The organism is Rhodobacter calidifons (genome assembly GCF_011174775.1).
GTDB classification, from domain to species: Bacteria; Pseudomonadota; Alphaproteobacteria; order Rhodobacterales; family Rhodobacteraceae; genus Tabrizicola; species Tabrizicola calidifons.
On the sequence record NZ_JAANHS010000006.1, the window covers coordinates 25874 to 42231 of the forward strand.

Here is a 16358-nt window from a genome sequence, read left to right on the forward strand (position 1 = left end):
ACAACCTGTCACGAGTCCGTGGCTCACGGCTCCGTAGGTCGCCTGTGATCGCAGGGTTCCCTTAGACCTCAGGGCAGCCGCGATGGTCGCGGCGAGGTAACGAAGGGAACTGCTCATGACCACTCACTCGAAATCGCTGGTGATTGCCGGCGCGCTGGCCACCGCCCTGTCGGGCCTTGCCGGAATGGCTTCGGCCCAGGAAAACGAGAAGTGCTTCGGTGTCGCTCTGGCCGGGCAGAACGACTGCGCGGCGGGCGAAGGCACCACCTGCGCCGGCACCTCGAAGGTCGATTACCAGGGCAATGCGTGGAAGCTGGTTCCGGCCGGCACCTGCGAGACGATGGAACTGCCTGCGGGTGGTGACGGGATGGCCCGCAAGGGCTCGCTGACGCCGCTGGAGCGCGATCTGCCCGCGGCCTGACGGCCATGGCCCCGGCCCTTCCGGCCGGGGCGCCTTTCCGATGGGGGACACGATGCTTGACCAGACCTTCGGCCTGCCTGCCCGTCCGGGTGTGGGCTACAAGCCGCAGCATTTCAACGCGATCCTCGCCGATGCAGGTCCGGTCGGCTGGCTGGAGATCCATGCCGAGAATTACATGGGCGAAGGCGGCCGTCCGCTGGCCCAGCTGCGGCATCTGGCGGAACGCTTTCCGATTTCGGTGCATGGCGTGGGTCTGTCGATCGGCGGCGAGGGGCCGCTGGACGCGGATCATCTGGCGCGGCTGAAGCACCTTTGCAATTGGCTGAACCCGGCCAGCTTTTCCGAACACCTGGCCTGGTCCACGCATGACGGGGCCTATCTCAACGATCTTCTGCCCTTGCCCTACACGGCGGCGACGCTGGCGCGCGTGGCAGATCACATCAATGAGGTGCAAGAGGTGCTGGGGCGCCGGATGCTTCTGGAAAACCCCTCGACCTACATTGCCTTTGCCGAGACGACGATGGGCGAGGTCGAGTTCCTGACCGAGATCGCGCGCCGCACCGGCTGCGGCCTCCTGCTGGACGTGAACAACGTCTATGTCTCGGGCATCAATCAGAACTACGACCCTTTGGGGTACCTGGACGCCTTTCCGCTGCATCTTGTGGGCGAGGTCCATCTTGGCGGCCATGACGAGGACCGCGACGACCACGGGCGCAGGCTTCTGATCGACAGCCACGGGGCCGAGGTGGTGGATCCGGTCTGGGCGCTGTACTCCCGGGTGATCGGCCGCGCGGGGCCGCTGCCGACGCTGATCGAATGGGACAACGATGTGCCGGACTGGCCGGTGCTGGCGGCCGAGGCCGCGCGGGCCTCGGCGGTGCTGGAGCCGGTGGCATGACCCAGTCCCGGTTCGCGGCGGCCCTCCTTGACCCCGAGGCGCCGGTCCCGGCGGGTATCGTGGGCCCGGATGGGCAGGCCGCGCCCAGACGGTTTGCCGTCTATCGCAACAACGTGGCCCTGTCGCTGACCCGCGCGCTGGAGGCGGCCTTTCCGACCCTGCGCAAACTGGTGGGCGAGGCCTTCTTTGCCGCCTTGGCCGGGGATTTCCTGCGCGCCCATCCGCCACGCTCGCGGATGCTGATGCTCTACGGGGCCGAGATGCCGGAGTTTCTGGCGCAGTTCCAGCCGGTGGCGCATCTGGGATACCTGCCCGACGTGGCGCGGCTGGATCAGGCGATGCGCGAAAGCTATCACGCGGCCGACAGCCGGGCGCTGCCCGAGGCCGAATTCCAGCGGCTGGTCGGCGCGGATATCGCGGGGCTGCGCCTGCTCCTTGCGCCCTCGCTGCGGCTGGTGCGGTCCGCCTGGCCGGTGGTGTCGATCTGGGAGGCGAACCACGAGGGCGGGGCCAGCCCCCGCGCCGTGGCCGAGGATGCGCTGGTGCTGCGGCCGGAGTTTGACCCGCGGCCCTGGCGGCTGCCGGCCGGGGGCGGGGCCTTCGTGGCCGGGCTGATGCAGGGCCTGACTTTGGGCGACTGCGTGGACCTTGCAGGGCCGGACCTGGACCTGGTGGCGGTGCTGGGCGTGATGATCGCGGGCAAGGCGATCACGGGGGTAGTGGAATGAACGCTGTCATCGGGATCTATCGCGCGCTGGCCGGGCTGGCGGCGCGGCAGGGCGACTGGCTGCTGCCGACGCTGGCGCGGCTGGTCTTTGCCGGGGTGCTGTTCGGGTATTTCTGGGCCTCGGCGATGACCAAGCTGGAGGGGCTGTTCACGCCCTCGACCGGGGCCTATGCGCAGATCTTCCCCCGGGCATTCGAGGCGGTGGGCTACGACGTCGGGCAGTTGGGGCTCTGGCACTGGCTGGTGGTGCTCGCCGGCAGCTGGGCGGAACTGGCGCTGCCGGTGCTGATCGTGCTGGGTCTTCTGACACGGCTGGCCGCCCTGGGGATGATCGGCTTCGTCCTGGTCCAGAGCCTGACCGACATCTGGGGCCACGGCGCAGCGGCAGGAACCTGGTTCGACCGCGCCTCGGATGCGCTGATCCTTGACCAGCGGGCGCTCTGGTTGCTGCTCTTTGCCGTTCTGTTGTGCAAGGGGGGCGGGGCGATCTCGGCGGATCGTGTCCTTGGGGTTGAGCCAACTCGCCTTGCGGCTTGATTTTCGGCGAATCCTTGGCATCATCGCCACAGTGACGACAGAATTCCTGACCGGCTCTCTGAACGAAGCCCTGGAAGACCTGGTGGCACGGCTTGCGGCAATCTCGCCGCAGGGGGTTCTGAGAGGAGAAGCGGCATGCCGACGGGCACCGTGAAATGGTTCAATTCGACCAAGGGTTACGGATTCATCGCCCCCGACGACGGCGGCAAGGATGTGTTCGTCCACATTTCGGCGGTGGAGCGGGCCGGGCTGAAGGGTCTGTCCGACAACCAGAAGATCGGCTACGAGCTTCAGTCGGGTCGCGACGGCAAAATGTCGGCGGGCGACCTGCGTCTGCTTTAACCGGTCAGCGCGGCTTCGGTCGCGCTGTCCCAGCCCAGGAACCAGCGATCCCCGTCCTGGATGACCGGCCGTTTCATCACGGTCGGTTGCGCCATCATCTGCGCTTCGGGGTCGGAGGCCTTCAGGAAATCGTTGAAGCTGCGGTAGGTGGTGGACTGCCGGTTCACCGCGCGGTCGCCGAATTCCTGCACGATCCGGTCGACCTCTCCTTGCGTCAGCGGGGTGGCCCGGATGTCGCGGAAGGTGACGTCTTTTCCGGCGGCTTGCAGGGCCTTCAGGGCCTTCTTGCAGCTGTCGCAGGTGGGGATTCCATACAGGATCATGAGGGCGGGTCCTTGCTGCGCCGCGCGCGGCGCGTTTTTCGGGGTGAATGAATTCAAAGGGTTGGCTGTGGGCGTTTACCCTTTGTTAGCATGTCCGCGCGGGGGCCGCAAAGGATTCAGCCGTGGATCATCCGGGTGATGGTGACCCCGGCCCAGGCGGAGATGGCGGTGAGCGTCCCGCCCCAGAGCGTGTCGGTCACCACCATCGTCCAGTGCCAGTCCTTCATGATGCTGTACGAGGTGAACTCGTAGGTGCCATAGGCCATGAGGCCGATGAGGAAGGCCGGGATCAGGATGGGGGCGCCGCTGCGGATCGCGGGGAGGGAGACGAGGTAGACAAGGCCCGCGACATAGGCGAGGTAGAAGAGCGCGGCGGGGGCGAGGCGGATGGGTTCCGCCATCAGCGGGCCGATGTGGCGGGTGAAGAGGGGCTTCATCACCAGCGTCAGCATGATCGCGTCGAGGATCAGGAAGACGGCGGCGGTGGCGGCGTAGAGGGTGAGGGGCATGGGGGTCTCCTTTGAGGGGAGGTAGGGCGACGCGGCGCGAGGGGTAGGGTGTGTGATCTCACGCACCGCTTGAACGGTGGGTGGTGCGTGCGATCACGCACATTACGACTGGCTGCTACCTATGAGAAACGCTTAGCAATCGACAGGGTTTCAGCAAGACTGTTGGCCTTAACAGTCTGGTCGCCCTTCCGGAGAAACACTGCTTCGCCAACCGAAGACACACCACTTTGAGCAGGAACTGTTAGAACAAGAACGCCCAAGCCAAAGTAGTCGTGGTAGTCCATGTTTGCCAATAGTGTGCTCTTCAGGTCCTGTGAAAGCCCCGAATTTTCAATATAGTTGCGCACCTTATGGACGTACGCTTCAACGGTGAGTCCCATGCGTGTTGCCTCCCGATTGATTCCAACAACAAAACGCGAACCAACTCGTCTCGCCTTCACTCCATTGACTTCTTGAATCGTCTCCGCGTCCTTTGCCTTGTCGCAAACACCAATTACTATCTTTCCGATCCGCTCAGGTCCGTTATTTGCAATCGCACAAGCGGTCTGAACGATTTTCTCAAGCATTGGCTGCATGTCTTGGCCCGCGCCAACAATTGGAAGAAGGCCCTGCTTCAGCTCGAAAAAGGGTAACTCGATTTGAGACCTCTTAATAGCATCTTCAATATCTACGACCGTATGATTATTGTAGATAGACGCTGGTATGTCCTTGTCAACAACAAAATAATCTGCGATTGCGCCTTTGAGAATATTTATGTTGTCGCGCCTGCTGTCCTCTGTAGCACCCTTCTTTCCTGCATCAAGCTTGTCGCCCTTTTCTTCAATGCCTTGAGCAACCGCCGCATAGTCAGCAATTCTAGACCCCTTCTTGATTGACAACTCGTGAAGCGCTAGAAATAGCGTCGCAAATATTGTTGGGAAAGGATTCCCCTGAGTCTTCTTGAAAAGTCGCTGCTTAAGCGGTCTGTATCCGCCCACTTCACAAATCTTCTCAATTTCACCAATGATGTACTTGAACTCATCTCTGCATTTTTCAACACCGTATGTCACTAGTCCTGCTGCGTTCTTCCCGGCGAGCTCAGTGGCCTGGTCGTATAAATCATCAAGTGAACGCCTTGATCGGTTCACTGGTTCGCCTAACACCATGCTTGCGACTAAGTCGGCAATACATTCCTCATCCTGACTCTCCCGCAAGCCTGCCGCATTGATTATTCCGTGCTTCACCCAGAAGACTTGGTCTGCCTTCACATCATAGCCATGACGGTTAGATGGCATATCGATGCTAATGCTAGGCATTGCAAATAATGGCAGGACTTCTTCGGATACGTCCCCACGGAGACTAGCAGCAAGGTGTCGAACTGTGTCGGTAAAGTCGTTGCTTAAGCCTGCTTGCCGTCTTTCCTGATTGCTGAGTCTGTGCCCGTAGGTGTTAATTCTGCCAAAGACATCGTTTATCTCTTCATCACTCGCATTCCGCATGACAGCTATGGACATGTTATAGTCAAGCATCTTTGCGGAGTTCGCTGTGCTCTGAGTGGGTGCGTCTGGCTCAAGTTTCGGAAAGGCGCCTGTCTTCTGCAATTCAAGCGCCGAAGGAAAGCTATCAATGTTGAAGTAGAGACCGTCAGCTGACTGGAAAGCTCCCTCGATGAAGGTCAGGATTGCATTGAGCCGCTGCAAACCATCAATAATCTCATACACTGGTTGTTCGCCAGGGAGTTCCGCCAATATTATTGCAGGGATCGGGTAATTGTTATTTACGGATTCGATCAGCTTTCTTTTCTCCTCAAGTGTCCATACTAGCTTTCTCTGATAGCGGCGATTGACAATTAATTGCGCATTCCTGTACCAGCCATATACGGTCTGAATTGATCTCGGAACTGAACTAAGCTCGGCCATTTTACCCCCAAACCTCCACAAACTCCCGCCATTCCCCCTTGCTCATGCCGGAGGCCTCTTGCGTCACTGTCTCACCCGCAAGCCGCCGTTTCAAGACCGCAATCGCCTTGGCCGACAGCGTGACCCCGCCCATCCGGTAGTCCTCGAAGGCCGCATAGGCCAGGGGGACCCAGTCCTTCACACAGGCCGCAATGGCCTCGGCATAGACGCGGATTTCGTATTGGGCGTGGGGGTCGGCGCGCAGGCGCAGGAAGTGGAAGAGGTTGTGCAGGTCCACCTTCCAGTACCATTGCGTGTAGATGTTGGCGGGCAGGTTCATGCGGGCAAGCTCTCTCGCCAGGCCCTGCTGGCCGTCTTGGCTTAGCATCGCCTCGTAATGGTCATAGGCGCGGTTGGCGTCGGATTTCAGGATGTCGAGGACGCGGGCGGCTTCCTCTCCCTGCAGGACCTCGCCCCGGCCCTGGTTGTTCACGGTGCTCTGCGCGGCGAGGTGTTCGGGGGCGGGGATGTAGAACTCACGATCCAGGATCGAGTAGCGGGCGGAGTATTCGTTGACGTTGGCGGTGCGGTGGCGGATCCACTGGCGGGCGACGAAGACCGGCAGTTTGACGTGGAGCTTGATCTCGCACATCTCGAAGGGCGTGGAGTGCCAGTGGCGCATGAGGTATCGGATCAGGCCTTCGTCGTTCTGGACGTGTTTCGTGCCCGCCCCGTATGAGACGCGGGCGGCCTGGACGATGGCGGCATCGTCGCCCATGTAGTCGATGACGCGGATGAAGCCGTGGTCGAGGACGGGATGGGCGCGGTAGAGGTGGGCCTCCATGCCCTCGCTGACGGCGCGGAGGGTGGCGCGCGGGGTGGCGCGCTGGGCCTCGATTTCGGCGAGCTGGTCGGGGGTCAGGGGCATGGCGGGCTCCGGCAGGACGAGTCGGAGCTGACTATAGCTTGCGGTTGATCGGTGTGATACCGCTAGATGAATGGATGGAGGTGAGGCATGACGATCAGGTATCTGCACACGATGGTCCGCGTTAAGGATCTGGAGAAGTCGATGGCGTTCTACAGGCTTCTGGGCCTGAAGGAGACGCGGCGGCATGAGAGCGAGCAGGGGCGGTTCACGCTGGTGTTCATGGCGCCTCCGGGGCAGGAGGACTGCCCGATCGAGCTGACCTACAACTGGGACGGGGATCCGGGGCTGCCGTCGGACAGCCGCCACTTCGGGCATCTGGCCTATGAGGTGGACGACATCTATGCGATGTGCGAGCACCTGCAAAAGCATGGGGTACTGATCAACCGGCCGCCGCGCGACGGGCGGATGGCCTTTGTCCGCAGCCCGGACAACATCTCGATCGAATTGTTGCAGCGGGGGGCGGTGAAGGCGCCGGCGGAGCCCTGGGTCAGCATGGCCTCGACGGGCCACTGGTGAGGCTGCGGCCCGCCGCCCCGTTGAGGGCGGCGGGGAGGGCGATCAGTTGGAGGCCGGGGCGGCTTCGGCTTCGCCTTCGGCGGCTTCCGGGGCGGGCGAGAGCGAGGCGATGAAGGCCCAGACGTCGCGCGCCTCGTCCTCTTTCGGCAGCTTGTAGCTCATCTTCGATTTGGCCTTGGAATCGCCGGTCTTGTCCTTGAGGAACTTGACCGGATCGGCGAGATAGACCACGAAATCCTCTTCGTTCCAGGCAAAGCCAGCGGCGCCGACGGCGACGATCGACTCGCCGTATTTGAAGTCGGGGTAGGTGCCGGCGATGCGGCCGGGCAGGCCGTAGAGGTTCGGGCCGGTCTTGGAGCCCTTGCCGGCGAGGACTTCGCCCGCCTCGTTGGCGATGACGTGGCAGGTCTGGCACTTGTTGAAGACCTTTTCGCCGGCAGCGGCATCGCCGGTCGGCGCGTCCTGGGCAAGGGCAGGGGCTGCGACGAGGGCAAGGGCTGCGGCAAGATGATATTTCATGGCTTCCTCCGGGCTGGTGGCGGCAAAATCAAATGATCCGCCGGTAACGAAAGGCAAGGGGGGCGAGAACACTTCGGCGCGATTTCACCTAAGCGACCGCGTGGGCGATGGCGCAACGGCTGAACAGCGCGGAGAGCGCCTCGATCAGATGGGCGATGTCCTCGGCCGAATGCAACGGGCCGGGGGTGATGCGCAGGCGTTCGGTGCCCTTCGGGACGGTGGGATAGTTGATCGGCTGGACGTAGATGCCCCAGTCGGCCATCAGCATGTCCGAGATCATCCGGCATTTCACCGGATCGCCGATCATCACCGGGATGATGTGGCTGTCGTTCTTCATGTGCGGGATGCCGCGCGCGTCGAGCATGGCGCGGACCCGGGCCACGTTGGCCTTCTGGCGGGCGCGTTCTGCGCCGGAGGTCTTGAGGTGGCGGATCGAGGCCGTTGCGGCGGCCGCGCAGGCGGGGGGCAGCGCGGTGGTGAAGATGAAGCCCGAGGCGAAGCTGCGCACGAAGTCGATCAGTTCGGCGCGGGCGGTGATGTAGCCGCCGACGACGCCGAAGGCCTTGCCCAGCGTGCCCTCGATCACGTCGATCCGGTGCGCGAGGCCGCGTTCTTCCGACACGCCACCGCCGCGGGGGCCATACATGCCGACGGCGTGGACTTCGTCGATGTAGGACAGCGCACCGTGGGCTTCGCAGACCTCGACGATTTCGCGGATGGGGGCGATGTCGCCGTCCATCGAGTAGACGGACTCGAAGGCCACGATCTTCGGGCGGTCGCCCACGGCGTGCAGCTTGCGGTCAAGGTCGCGCCAGTCGTTGTGTTTCCACAGCACCTTGTCGGCGCGGGAGTGGCGGATGCCTTCGATCATGCTGGCGTGGTTCTTTTCGTCCGACAGGATCACCGCGTTCGGGATCTGCGCGCCGAGGGTCGAAAGCGCGGCCCAGTTCGAGACGTAGCCCGAGGTGAAGAGAAGCGCGCCTTCCTTGCCGTGCAGGTCGGCAAGTTCGCGTTCCAGCAGGACATGGTGGTGGTTGGTGCCCGAGATGTTGCGCGTGCCGCCCGCGCCGGTGCCGCAGGTCCGCACGGCGTCCACCATCGCGGCCACCACGTCCGGGTGCTGGCCCATGCCGAGGTAGTCGTTCGAGCACCAGATCGTCACCTCTTCCGTGGTCCCGTCCGGGCGGTGGCGTTCGGCCTTTGGGAAGCTGCCGCAGCGTTTTTCCAGGTCGGCGAAGACGCGGTAGTTGCCCTCGGACTTGAGGGCGGCGAGGCGGTCCTGGAAATAGGTGGCGAAGTCCATGTCTGCTTCCTGTCAGGTGTCTTGTTTCGTCGGGACGGTGGGGGCTTCGGGAAGCATCCAGCGCCAGAGTTTCTGGTCGGGGATCGGGACCACCATGAACAGGTGTTCGATCAGGGCAAGGGCGGTGAGGACGGAAAGGAGGAGGTAGCCGATGAAGGGGGCGTCCGAGGTCGCGTTGGCGGCCTGGGCGGCCCACCAGCCGGTTGCAAGGGCGAGGGCTGCGATGGAGAGGGGCAGGAGGGCAGTCATCGGCGCCTTGCGGAAGTGGCTGGCGATATGCGCGAGGGGCTTCGGGAGAAACTCGGTATTGATGCGCGGAGCGCCGAGGAAGAGGTTCAGCTTGGCCGAGACGCGGGCGAAGAACAGCGTGGCGAAGGTGAGCGCCGAGAAGGGGTTCGGGGCGTCGAGCGTGAGGTGCGTCAGCGCCAGAAGGCCCGCGATCAGCGCGAATTCGTGCCAGAGGATCGAGCCCACCGCGCGCCAGATGCGTTCGGGGAACGGCGCATTCGGCGGGCAGGGCTTGCGGTCGGGGCCGGTGACGATGCCGGACAGGAAAGCCAGTTCGATCCAGCCCCAGAAGGCCAGCGCCGAGAGAAAGCCGGAGTAGACCGAGCCGACCGTCAGCTGGCCCGCCGAGGCATGGGCCCCGGCGACGCCACCGACAAGGAGAGGCAGGCCAAGGATGACGGACCAGAGATGGTCATCCGGCCCGCCAAGGTCGGCCTTCCGCACGCGCCAGAGGATCAGCCCGGTCGAGGCCCACCAGAGGAAGATGGCAGACAAGGCGATGATCCAGGGATTTGTCATGTGCGGCACCCCCGAAGGGATGCCGCACAGGATGCCGGGACGCGCCCATCCCGCATCCTACCTGCCGCCGAAGCGGCGGTATGATCATGTGCGGTCAATACGACGGCTCCAGCCGCACCGAGACGGGCGGGGTGCTGCGTTTGACCGGGATCAGGTAGAGCCGCGCGAAGGCCGTCAGCGCGCGGGCCGAGGCCGTGGCGTGCTTCAGGCGGCCCATCAGGCCCCCCTGGCGCTTGGCCTTTTCCATGTCGATCATCGCGTCGTTCATGGCGCGCAGCGCCGGAATCCAGGCTGGGTGGTCGATGTCGATCTCCATCGGGAAGACCTGTTTCGCGATGGTCGAGGTCTTGCGGAACACCTCCTGGTCGTACCAGTCGATGTCCACCCCCAGCGCCTTGTGGAAATCCTTCCGGGCATGGTCGCGGACCCACATGGTGGAATAGACGGCGACGAGGAAGAACTTGATCCAGAGCCTGTTGTTCCAGCTTTGGGTCAGTTTCGGGTCGGTGCGCATCAGAAGCGCGAAGGCCTCGCCATGGGAGAACTCGTCGTTGCACCATTCCTTGAACCACTTGAAGATCGGGTGGAAGCGGTGTTCGGGGTGGGCTTCGAGGTGCCGGTAGATGGTGATGTAGCGGGCGTAGCCGATCTTTTCCGACAGGTAGGTGGCGTAGTAGATGAACTTCGGCCGGAAGTAGGTGTATTTCTTGGCCTTGGTCAGGAAGCCGAGGTTCACCGCCACCCCCGCCTCGCGGAGCGCGTCGTTGATGAAGCCGGCGTGCCGCGCCTCGTCCCGGCTCATGTAGCTGAACAGCTCGCAGATGTCGGGGTTGGTGCCGCGGCGCTTCATCTCCTTGTAGAGGACGCAGCCGGAGAACTCGGCGGTGCAGGAGGAGACGAGGAAGTCGATGAATTCCGCGCGCAGGGCGGGGTCCATGCCGTCCCAGTCCACATGATCCCAGTCGGCGGTCTTCTTGAAATGGCCCTTGTTCGGGTCGGACCGCATCTGCGCCAGAAGCGCGTCCCATTCCTTGCGGACGGGGGTGACGTCGATGCGGTCCATCTCGTCGAAGTCGGTGGTGTAGAAGCGCGGGTTGAGGAGCGTGGTTTCCGTGGCCATCGCGGTGGTGTCGAAGGCCTCGGCCAGTTCGGAGTGGAGTTCCCCGTGGGTTGTGGTGGAGTCTTTCATTGCAGAAGCTCCTCGGAAAACGAGAATTCGCAGAGTTCCATGAAGCCGAAATCGCCGGTCAGCCGGGTCCAGAGCCGTTCGAGGGGCGTGGCGCGGGTGATGGTGGCGGTGCGGTCCTCGACGATGACCTCGCCATAGGCGGCAAGGACGGGGGCGCCGTGGACCAGCACCTCGTCGCCCGGATAGACCACGGCGCCGTTGTTGAAGCGGACGTGGGCGTGCAGGCTTTCGAAGCGGTGGCTGACTTCGACCGTGCAGGGCACGGTTTCCTTCGATCTGGTGAAGATACCCATGATTTCGTTCCCTTATGGTTGGTCGAGAAGCCGCTCTACGGCGGCCTTGTTGTCGTTCCCGAAGGCGTAAAGCTCGATCGACGCCCCCGAGGCGGGGTCTTCGGCCACGAGGCGGCCGTTGTCATACCTGACGATGCGGATCGGCGGGTTGCCCTGGACGCGCGCGACGGTGCGGGCGCGCTGGATGGCGTTCTGGATCACGGTGACAAAGCCGCCGTGCGGCATGTCGGCGATCAGGGTGCCGTCGGCCGCATAGACGGTGACGGCCTGGGCGGACTTGCCTTGCAGGATCAGCTCGCGCTGGGCCACCACCTTGCCGGGGGCCGGGCTGCCCACATGGGGACGGTCGGTCAGGACGGCGAAGGTGGTGATGGCCAGCGCCGAGACGGCAAGCGCGAGCATGGCCCAGAGGAGCGTGCGCGGGATCATCTCGCGTTCGCGGCTGGGACGGTCGGCGAGGGCTTTCATGTAGGACATGGGTTCACTCCGCCGCGACGGCCGCCGGGGCCGTGAAGGTTACGACGGGCTCGTTCACGCGGGTCTGGGCGGCGTCCGACAGGATCCGGGCGGCTTGCGCGGCATCGGGGATGCAGCGGAAGGCGGGCTGGACCCCGTGGCCGAGGCCGGGGCGCAGGTGCGGCCAGAGCGCGAGGAACGAGATGTGCTGGCCGGGGACCAGTTCCAGCGCGATGGTGCCGGTGCCGGTGATCGGGCGGGTCGCAAGCGAGGCGGCGGCGATCTTTGTGAAGGGAATGGTCCAGGTGACCTGAAGCGCCGCCCCGATGCGCAGGATCACCCGGTGGGTGGTGATCGAGTAGATCGCGGCCTTGGCCACGGCCCGCGCCATGAGACGGATCACCGCGTAAGCGGCCAGCGCCAGCACGAGATAGGGCAGGAACACCGCGACCGAGTGGCCGAAGCCGCCCTGAGCGAAGGCCATGCCGGCGCGCCAGACGGCGAGGATCAGCAGATAGCCGAAGACCCAGTTCGCCTTGAACGCCTCACGCGCAAGGGCGGCGGGATCGGGGGAGCCTTGCCAGAGGAGGTCTTCCCCGGGCGGCAGGGGTTTGGGAAGGCCGGGTTGGCTTTCGAAGTCGAAGTCGTGGTCATGGTCTGACATGGCAGACACTTTCGTGTGCGGGGTAAGACGAAGCGGCGCGGGCGCGCGCCGCTTCCCTTGGGTTCAGAGGCCGCGCTTGCGGCCCTTGGCATACATCCAGCCCGAGGCGACGTAGGCCGAGATCTTCTCTTCCTCGAGCTTGGTGACGCTGGTCAGGTTCTTCGTGGCGGGGATCGCCTCGAAGAGGTCGGAGGTGAGCGCATTGATGCGCACCCGGTCGGCCCAGATCTTGCACATGGTCATCGGGACAAGCCGCGAGGACCCGGAGTTCAGGTCGATTTCAAGGTAACGGACCAGCTGTTCGGGCACGTCCACCCAAAGCTCCTTGACGCGGCCGACGACTTCGAGGTCCCCGGCCTGCACGGGCAGCCCGCGCGGATCGCGTCCGGCGCTGACGGCCATGCCCGCAACCTGCGACATGGGCTGGATCTTGGCGTGGCCGTGGGCGTCAAGCTCTGGCTCGTCCTTGCGCGGCACCCAGGAGGCGGGGCCCACGCCGTCCAGCATCGGGTTGCCGGTGGGGATCAGGGGGAAGCCCTCGGACCCCGAGGGGATCAGGGCGAGGTCGGTGCGGCGATGCGCGGCCTCGTTTTCCGCGGACGGGACGGTGACGGTGCCACGGCCCATCGGCAGCAGGAAGGTCTTGGGTTTCGGCAGCGGGTAGATCGACTGGTTCGAGGCGGGGGTGCCGTCCTCGTTCTCGAAGGGGAAGCCTTCGCGCATGTTCTCGGTCTGGAGATAGTAGATCAGAAGCGCGAAGAAGCCCCAGAAGAGCCAGATCGACAGCGACGCAAGGTCGAAGTTTCCGAAGAAAGTGACACCAACCATCAGGGGGTCCTCCGTTGTCAGGTTGGGAATTCGGTCAGCCGCAAGCCGGGCTGGCCTTGGTCCGGTTTCGGGGTGGGGATGCCGATGCGGACCAGGGGGCCCAGAGCGGCGAGCGTGACGAAGAGCAGGGCGATTTCAGAGTGATAGACCACGGTATAGCCGAGGCTGATGTCGTGCAGCGGGCCCAAGAGCCCGGCATCGACAAGATGGACGACGAGGTCGCGGAGTGTGCCGCCGGTCAGAATGGCAAGCCCGGCGGCCGTGGCCTGGGCCGAGCCCCAGGCGCCGAGGATCAGGCCCGCACCAAGGGCTCCTTGGGTGCGGGCCATGGCGGCGTTGAGGGTGGAGAGGCCGAAGACGCCGTTGCCGAGACCGATGGCGAAGGCCCCGGCGTAGAACAGGGGCCAGCTGTCGAGCGGGCTGGCGAAGATGACGGCCGAGAAGGCGGCGATGCCGGTCAGCAGGCCGGTGGCGGCCTGGCGGAACGGGTCGGCGCCGTGGCTCAGGCGGCGGGTGGCCCAGAGGAAGCCGGTCAGCGCGCCAAGCGCCCAGAGCGCGGTCAGCACCGTGGTCGCCCCGACCGACAGGCCGAGGACCTGCCCGCCGTAGGGTTCCAAGAGCACGTCCTGCATGTTGAAGGCCAGCGTGCCGAGGAACACCACGACCAGCAGGCGGCGCGCGCCGTCCTGTTGCATGAGGTCCTTCCAGGCGGCGGCGAAGGACGGACGGGGCGCCTCGCGTTCGGCCCTGGACATCGGGCGGACGCGCTCCTGCTTCCAGAAGGCGATGATGTTCAGGATCAGGGTGGCTGCGCCGCAGCCCTGGACGACCTGCACCAGCCAGATCGGGTCGTAATGGCGCAGAAGAAAGCCGACGAGCAGGGCCGACAGCCCCATGCCGCAGAGGTAGAGGATATAGAGCATGGCCACGACGCGGGGGCGGGTTTCCTCGGTCGCGCGGTCGGCGGCAAGGGCAAGGCCTGCGGTCTGGACCATGTGCATCCCAAGGCCGGCCATGAGGAAGGCGACGGCGGCAAGGGCTTCGCCGGCCCAGGCGGGGCCCTTGAACTGGTCGCCCGACAGGACGATCAGCGCGAAGGGCATGACGGCAAGGCCGCCCATCTGCCAGAGCGAGCCGAACCAGAGATAGGGGATGCGCTTCCAGCCCAGCGCGCTGCGGTAGGTGTCCGACCGGTGGCCGAGAAGCGCGCGGAAGGGCGCGACGAGGACGGGGATCGAGATCATCAGGGCCACGACCATCGCGGGGACGGAAAGCTCGACGATCATCACGCGGTTCAACGTGCCCAGAAGCAGGACCTGCGCCATGCCGACCGAGACCTGGAAGAGGGCGAGCCGCCAGAGCTGGCGCAGCGGCAGGTCTTCCGAGGCGGCGTCGGCGAAGGGCATCCAGCGCGCCCCGAGTTTCGCGATGTCCTTGCGGCGCAGGATCATGGGCGATGCTCCAATGCTTCGGAGATGTAGAAGCCCGAGGTGATGCGGCCGATCCTGGTGAGCTGGCCCGGGCAATGGCGGGCAAGCCGCGCGGCGTCGTGCGGGATCATGGTGGGCGAGCGGTCTGAGCGCGGGAACAGCTTGCCCGCGTGCCACATCGCCATCAGCAGGGGCGTGCGCGGGGCGACGGTGAAGACGATGGATTGCGCAGTGCGATCGGACAGGTTGCCGATGACGCGGCCGATGTCGGCGTCGCGGTAGTAGATCAGGCTGTCCATCGCCAGGGCGAAGTCGAAGCGGCCGAGGGCAGGGTCGGACATGTCTCCGGTCTGGAAGTCCACCTGGTCGTGCAGGGCCGGGTGCAGGCGGCGGCGGGCGATGTCGATGAGTTGGGGCGAGATGTCCACCGCGGTGACCCTGGCGCCGCGCTGGGCGAGCTCAGTGGCCATCGCGCCGGTGCCGCAACCCGCATCCAGCACCCGCGCGCCGCGCAGGTCCTGCGGCAGGCGCGACAGCATCAGGGCGCGCATCCGGTCGCGGCCCTTGCGGACGGTTTCGCGGATGCGGCTCACCTTCTCATGGCTGGTCAGCCGCTCCCACGTCTGGGTCGCGGTGCGGTCGAAATAGGTTTCGACCCGGTCGCGGGTGAGGCTGTAGGCTGATTCAGTTGCGGGGGGCATCAGTCAAATCCCAGCAGTTCGAAGATTTCCCGGTCGGGCAGCGGTTCGGGCGAGGAGCCTGCGCCGTCCACCGAGCGCCAGAGCGTTTCGGCCAGCCGCAGATATTCGGCGCGGGCGGTGACGATGTCCTGTTCGTCGTCCATCTCGAAGAGGGTCTTCTTCTTCAGGCGCGAGCGGCGGATGGCGTCGATGTCGGGCATGTGGGCCAGGCGGTTGAAGCCGACGCGTTCGCAGTAGCGGTCAACCTCGTTGGTCTCGCGCGAGCGGTTGGCGACGCAACCGGCAAGGCGGACCTTGTAGTTGCCGGACTTGGCCTGGACGGCGGCGATGATGCGGTTCATCGCGTAGATGGAATCGAAGTCGTTGGCGGTCACGATCACCGCGCGGTCGGCGTGTTGCAGGGGGGCCGCGAAGCCGCCACACACGACGTCGCCGAGGACGTCGAAGATCACCACGTCGGTGTCTTCCAGCAGGTGGTGCTGTTTCAGGAGTTTCACGGTCTGGCCCACGACATATCCGCCGCAGCCGGTGCCGGCCGGTGGCCCGCCCGCCTCGACGCATTTCACGCCGTTCCAGCCTTCGGCGATGTAGTCCTCGGGGCGAAGCTCTTCGGCGTGGAAATCCACTTCCTTCAGGATGTCGATGACGGTGGGCTGCAACCGGCCGGTCAATGTGAACGTCGAGTCATGTTTCGGATCACAGCCGATTTGCAGCACCCGCTTGCCCATGACCGAGAAGGCGGCGGAGAGGTTCGACGAGGTGGTGGACTTGCCGATCCCGCCCTTGCCGTAGACGGAGAACACTTTCGCGCCTTCGATCTTCACGGCGGGGTCGAGGGCGACCTGGACGGAGCCTTCGCCATCAAGGCCGCGGAGGTTCGGGATTTCGTCGCGCGGGCTCATGCGGTGGCCCCTTTCCTGTGTGAGACCCCGCCCCGGACCTGATCCGGGGCCTCGGGGTGATGCGGGAGGCCCCGGATCAAGTCCGGGGCGGGCACCCGGATCAGGTCCGGGGCGGGCACCCGGATCAAGTCCGGGGCGGGCACCCGGATCAGGTCCGGGGCGGGGTTGGCTTCGGGGAATGCGCGCGG

21 protein-coding genes are annotated in these 16358 nt (G+C 64.8%); 6 read left to right on the forward strand and 15 right to left on the reverse strand.

The annotated features are described in order from the left end of the window. The first annotated feature begins 115 nt into the window (after positions 1-115). The 5 genes from G8O29_RS09365 to G8O29_RS09385 all read left to right on the forward strand — a co-directional run bounded on the left by G8O29_RS09365 (position 116) and on the right by G8O29_RS09385 (position 2925). Complete coding sequence (locus tag G8O29_RS09365; protein ID WP_166402980.1) at positions 116-421, forward strand: BufA1 family periplasmic bufferin-type metallophore; 306 nt, start codon at positions 116-118, stop codon at positions 419-421. Positions 422-473: 52 nt separating this feature from the next. Next, positions 474-1319, forward strand: coding sequence for an MNIO family bufferin maturase (gene bufB, locus G8O29_RS09370; RefSeq protein WP_166402981.1), 846 nt, complete (start codon positions 474-476; stop codon positions 1317-1319). After that, positions 1316-2047: an HvfC/BufC N-terminal domain-containing protein gene (locus G8O29_RS09375; RefSeq protein ID WP_166402982.1), complete on the forward strand. Its 732-nt coding sequence runs from the start codon at positions 1316-1318 to the stop codon at positions 2045-2047. The genes bufB and G8O29_RS09375 overlap by 4 nt, the downstream gene beginning before the upstream one ends. Continuing rightward, the gene (locus G8O29_RS09380) at positions 2044-2583 is read left to right on the forward strand and encodes a DoxX family protein (RefSeq protein ID WP_166402983.1); all 540 of its coding nucleotides are present in this window, start codon (positions 2044-2046) and stop codon (positions 2581-2583) included. Before G8O29_RS09375 ends, G8O29_RS09380 begins: the two co-directional genes overlap by 4 nt. A gap of 135 nt (positions 2584-2718) precedes the next feature. Continuing rightward, the gene (locus G8O29_RS09385; protein ID WP_149588158.1) at positions 2719-2925 is read left to right on the forward strand and encodes a cold-shock protein; all 207 of its coding nucleotides are present in this window, start codon (positions 2719-2721) and stop codon (positions 2923-2925) included. Here the strand turns inward: G8O29_RS09385 and G8O29_RS09390 are convergent. From G8O29_RS09390 to thyX, 4 genes are all read right to left on the reverse strand, one after another. After that, positions 2922-3248: an arsenate reductase family protein gene (locus G8O29_RS09390; protein WP_166402984.1), complete on the reverse strand. Its 327-nt coding sequence runs from the start codon at positions 3246-3248 to the stop codon at positions 2922-2924. The two genes, G8O29_RS09385 and G8O29_RS09390, sit on opposite strands and share 4 nt — an antisense overlap. Positions 3249-3364: 116 nt before the next feature. Further along, the gene (locus tag G8O29_RS09395; RefSeq protein ID WP_166402985.1) at positions 3365-3757 is read right to left on the reverse strand and encodes a DUF2177 family protein; all 393 of its coding nucleotides are present in this window, start codon (positions 3755-3757) and stop codon (positions 3365-3367) included. 119 nt (positions 3758-3876) lie between these two features. Then, positions 3877-5655 (reverse strand): DUF262 domain-containing protein, encoded by a 1779-nt coding sequence (locus G8O29_RS09400; protein WP_166402986.1) that lies wholly within the window; start codon positions 5653-5655, stop codon positions 3877-3879. Position 5656: 1 nt separating this feature from the next. After that, positions 5657-6562 (reverse strand): FAD-dependent thymidylate synthase, encoded by a 906-nt coding sequence (thyX, locus tag G8O29_RS09405; protein WP_166402987.1) that lies wholly within the window; start codon positions 6560-6562, stop codon positions 5657-5659. Between the two features lie 87 nt (positions 6563-6649). Here thyX and G8O29_RS09410 point away from each other — a divergent pair, with 87 nt between their 5' ends. Next, entirely contained in the window at positions 6650-7078 is a 429-nt protein-coding gene (locus G8O29_RS09410; RefSeq protein ID WP_166402988.1) for a VOC family protein, read from the forward strand. Between the two features lie 42 nt (positions 7079-7120). Here the strand turns inward: G8O29_RS09410 and G8O29_RS09415 are convergent, their stop codons facing one another. From G8O29_RS09415 to bchL, 11 genes are all read right to left on the reverse strand, one after another. After that, entirely contained in the window at positions 7121-7597 is a 477-nt protein-coding gene (locus tag G8O29_RS09415) for a c-type cytochrome (protein ID WP_166402989.1), read from the reverse strand. 88 nt (positions 7598-7685) lie between these two features. Beyond that, positions 7686-8900 carry a 5-aminolevulinate synthase gene (gene hemA, locus G8O29_RS09420; RefSeq protein WP_166402990.1) on the reverse strand — a complete coding sequence of 405 codons (1215 nt, stop codon included), beginning with the start codon at positions 8898-8900 and terminating at the stop codon, positions 7686-7688. 12 nt (positions 8901-8912) lie between these two features. Then, positions 8913-9707, reverse strand: coding sequence for a putative photosynthetic complex assembly protein PuhE (gene puhE / locus G8O29_RS09425; RefSeq protein WP_166402991.1), 795 nt, complete (start codon positions 9705-9707; stop codon positions 8913-8915). 94 nt (positions 9708-9801) lie between these two features. Next, positions 9802-10896, reverse strand: coding sequence for a magnesium-protoporphyrin IX monomethyl ester (oxidative) cyclase (gene acsF / locus G8O29_RS09430; protein WP_166402992.1), 1095 nt, complete (start codon positions 10894-10896; stop codon positions 9802-9804). Then, positions 10893-11189 carry an O2-dependent cyclase accessory protein gene (locus tag G8O29_RS09435; RefSeq protein WP_166402993.1) on the reverse strand — a complete coding sequence of 99 codons (297 nt, stop codon included), beginning with the start codon at positions 11187-11189 and terminating at the stop codon, positions 10893-10895. Before G8O29_RS09435 ends, acsF begins: the two co-directional genes overlap by 4 nt. A gap of 12 nt (positions 11190-11201) precedes the next feature. Then, positions 11202-11666, reverse strand: coding sequence for a photosynthetic complex assembly protein PuhC (puhC, locus tag G8O29_RS09440; protein ID WP_166402994.1), 465 nt, complete (start codon positions 11664-11666; stop codon positions 11202-11204). Positions 11667-11670: 4 nt separating this feature from the next. Further along, positions 11671-12309, reverse strand: coding sequence for a photosynthetic complex putative assembly protein PuhB (gene puhB / locus G8O29_RS09445; protein WP_166402995.1), 639 nt, complete (start codon positions 12307-12309; stop codon positions 11671-11673). A 63-nt stretch (positions 12310-12372) separates the two neighbouring features. Continuing rightward, on the reverse strand, positions 12373-13137 hold the full coding sequence (gene puhA, locus G8O29_RS09450) for a photosynthetic reaction center subunit H (RefSeq protein WP_166402996.1): 765 nt from the start codon (positions 13135-13137) through the stop codon (positions 12373-12375). A gap of 17 nt (positions 13138-13154) precedes the next feature. Beyond that, positions 13155-14588 carry a PucC family protein gene (locus G8O29_RS09455; protein WP_166402997.1) on the reverse strand — a complete coding sequence of 478 codons (1434 nt, stop codon included), beginning with the start codon at positions 14586-14588 and terminating at the stop codon, positions 13155-13157. Further along, positions 14585-15268, reverse strand: coding sequence for a magnesium protoporphyrin IX methyltransferase (bchM, locus tag G8O29_RS09460; RefSeq protein WP_166402998.1), 684 nt, complete (start codon positions 15266-15268; stop codon positions 14585-14587). The genes G8O29_RS09455 and bchM overlap by 4 nt, the downstream gene beginning before the upstream one ends. Next, positions 15268-16170, reverse strand: a complete 903-nt coding sequence (gene bchL, locus G8O29_RS09465) for a ferredoxin:protochlorophyllide reductase (ATP-dependent) iron-sulfur ATP-binding protein (protein ID WP_166402999.1) — start codon at positions 16168-16170, stop codon at positions 15268-15270. The genes bchM and bchL overlap by 1 nt, the downstream gene beginning before the upstream one ends. Positions 16171-16358 lie beyond the last annotated feature (188 nt).

Bases quoted from the DNA above. Each gene is read 5' to 3' on its own strand.
- G8O29_RS09365 (WP_166402980.1), top strand. From the start codon at position 116: ATGACCACTCACTCGAAATCGCTGGTGATTGCCGGCGCGCTGGCCACC.
- bufB (WP_166402981.1), top strand. From the start codon at position 474: ATGCTTGACCAGACCTTCGGCCTGCCTGCCCGTCCGGGTGTGGGCTAC.
- G8O29_RS09375 (WP_166402982.1), top strand. From the start codon at position 1,316: ATGACCCAGTCCCGGTTCGCGGCGGCCCTCCTTGACCCCGAGGCGCCG.
- G8O29_RS09380 (WP_166402983.1), top strand. From the start codon at position 2,044: ATGAACGCTGTCATCGGGATCTATCGCGCGCTGGCCGGGCTGGCGGCG.
- G8O29_RS09385 (WP_149588158.1), top strand. From the start codon at position 2,719: ATGCCGACGGGCACCGTGAAATGGTTCAATTCGACCAAGGGTTACGGA.
- G8O29_RS09390 (WP_166402984.1), bottom strand. From the start codon at position 3,248: ATGATCCTGTATGGAATCCCCACCTGCGACAGCTGCAAGAAGGCCCTG.
- G8O29_RS09395 (WP_166402985.1), bottom strand. From the start codon at position 3,757: ATGCCCCTCACCCTCTACGCCGCCACCGCCGCCGTCTTCCTGATCCTC.
- G8O29_RS09400 (WP_166402986.1), bottom strand. From the start codon at position 5,655: ATGGCCGAGCTTAGTTCAGTTCCGAGATCAATTCAGACCGTATATGGC.
- thyX (WP_166402987.1), bottom strand. From the start codon at position 6,562: ATGCCCCTGACCCCCGACCAGCTCGCCGAAATCGAGGCCCAGCGCGCC.
- G8O29_RS09410 (WP_166402988.1), top strand. From the start codon at position 6,650: ATGACGATCAGGTATCTGCACACGATGGTCCGCGTTAAGGATCTGGAG.
- G8O29_RS09415 (WP_166402989.1), bottom strand. From the start codon at position 7,597: ATGAAATATCATCTTGCCGCAGCCCTTGCCCTCGTCGCAGCCCCTGCC.
- hemA (WP_166402990.1), bottom strand. From the start codon at position 8,900: ATGGACTTCGCCACCTATTTCCAGGACCGCCTCGCCGCCCTCAAGTCC.
- puhE (WP_166402991.1), bottom strand. From the start codon at position 9,707: ATGACAAATCCCTGGATCATCGCCTTGTCTGCCATCTTCCTCTGGTGG.
- acsF (WP_166402992.1), bottom strand. From the start codon at position 10,896: ATGAAAGACTCCACCACAACCCACGGGGAACTCCACTCCGAACTGGCC.
- G8O29_RS09435 (WP_166402993.1), bottom strand. From the start codon at position 11,189: ATGGGTATCTTCACCAGATCGAAGGAAACCGTGCCCTGCACGGTCGAA.
- puhC (WP_166402994.1), bottom strand. From the start codon at position 11,666: ATGTCCTACATGAAAGCCCTCGCCGACCGTCCCAGCCGCGAACGCGAG.
- puhB (WP_166402995.1), bottom strand. From the start codon at position 12,309: ATGTCAGACCATGACCACGACTTCGACTTCGAAAGCCAACCCGGCCTT.
- puhA (WP_166402996.1), bottom strand. From the start codon at position 13,137: ATGGTTGGTGTCACTTTCTTCGGAAACTTCGACCTTGCGTCGCTGTCG.
- G8O29_RS09455 (WP_166402997.1), bottom strand. From the start codon at position 14,588: ATGATCCTGCGCCGCAAGGACATCGCGAAACTCGGGGCGCGCTGGATG.
- bchM (WP_166402998.1), bottom strand. From the start codon at position 15,268: ATGCCCCCCGCAACTGAATCAGCCTACAGCCTCACCCGCGACCGGGTC.
- bchL (WP_166402999.1), bottom strand. From the start codon at position 16,170: ATGAGCCCGCGCGACGAAATCCCGAACCTCCGCGGCCTTGATGGCGAA.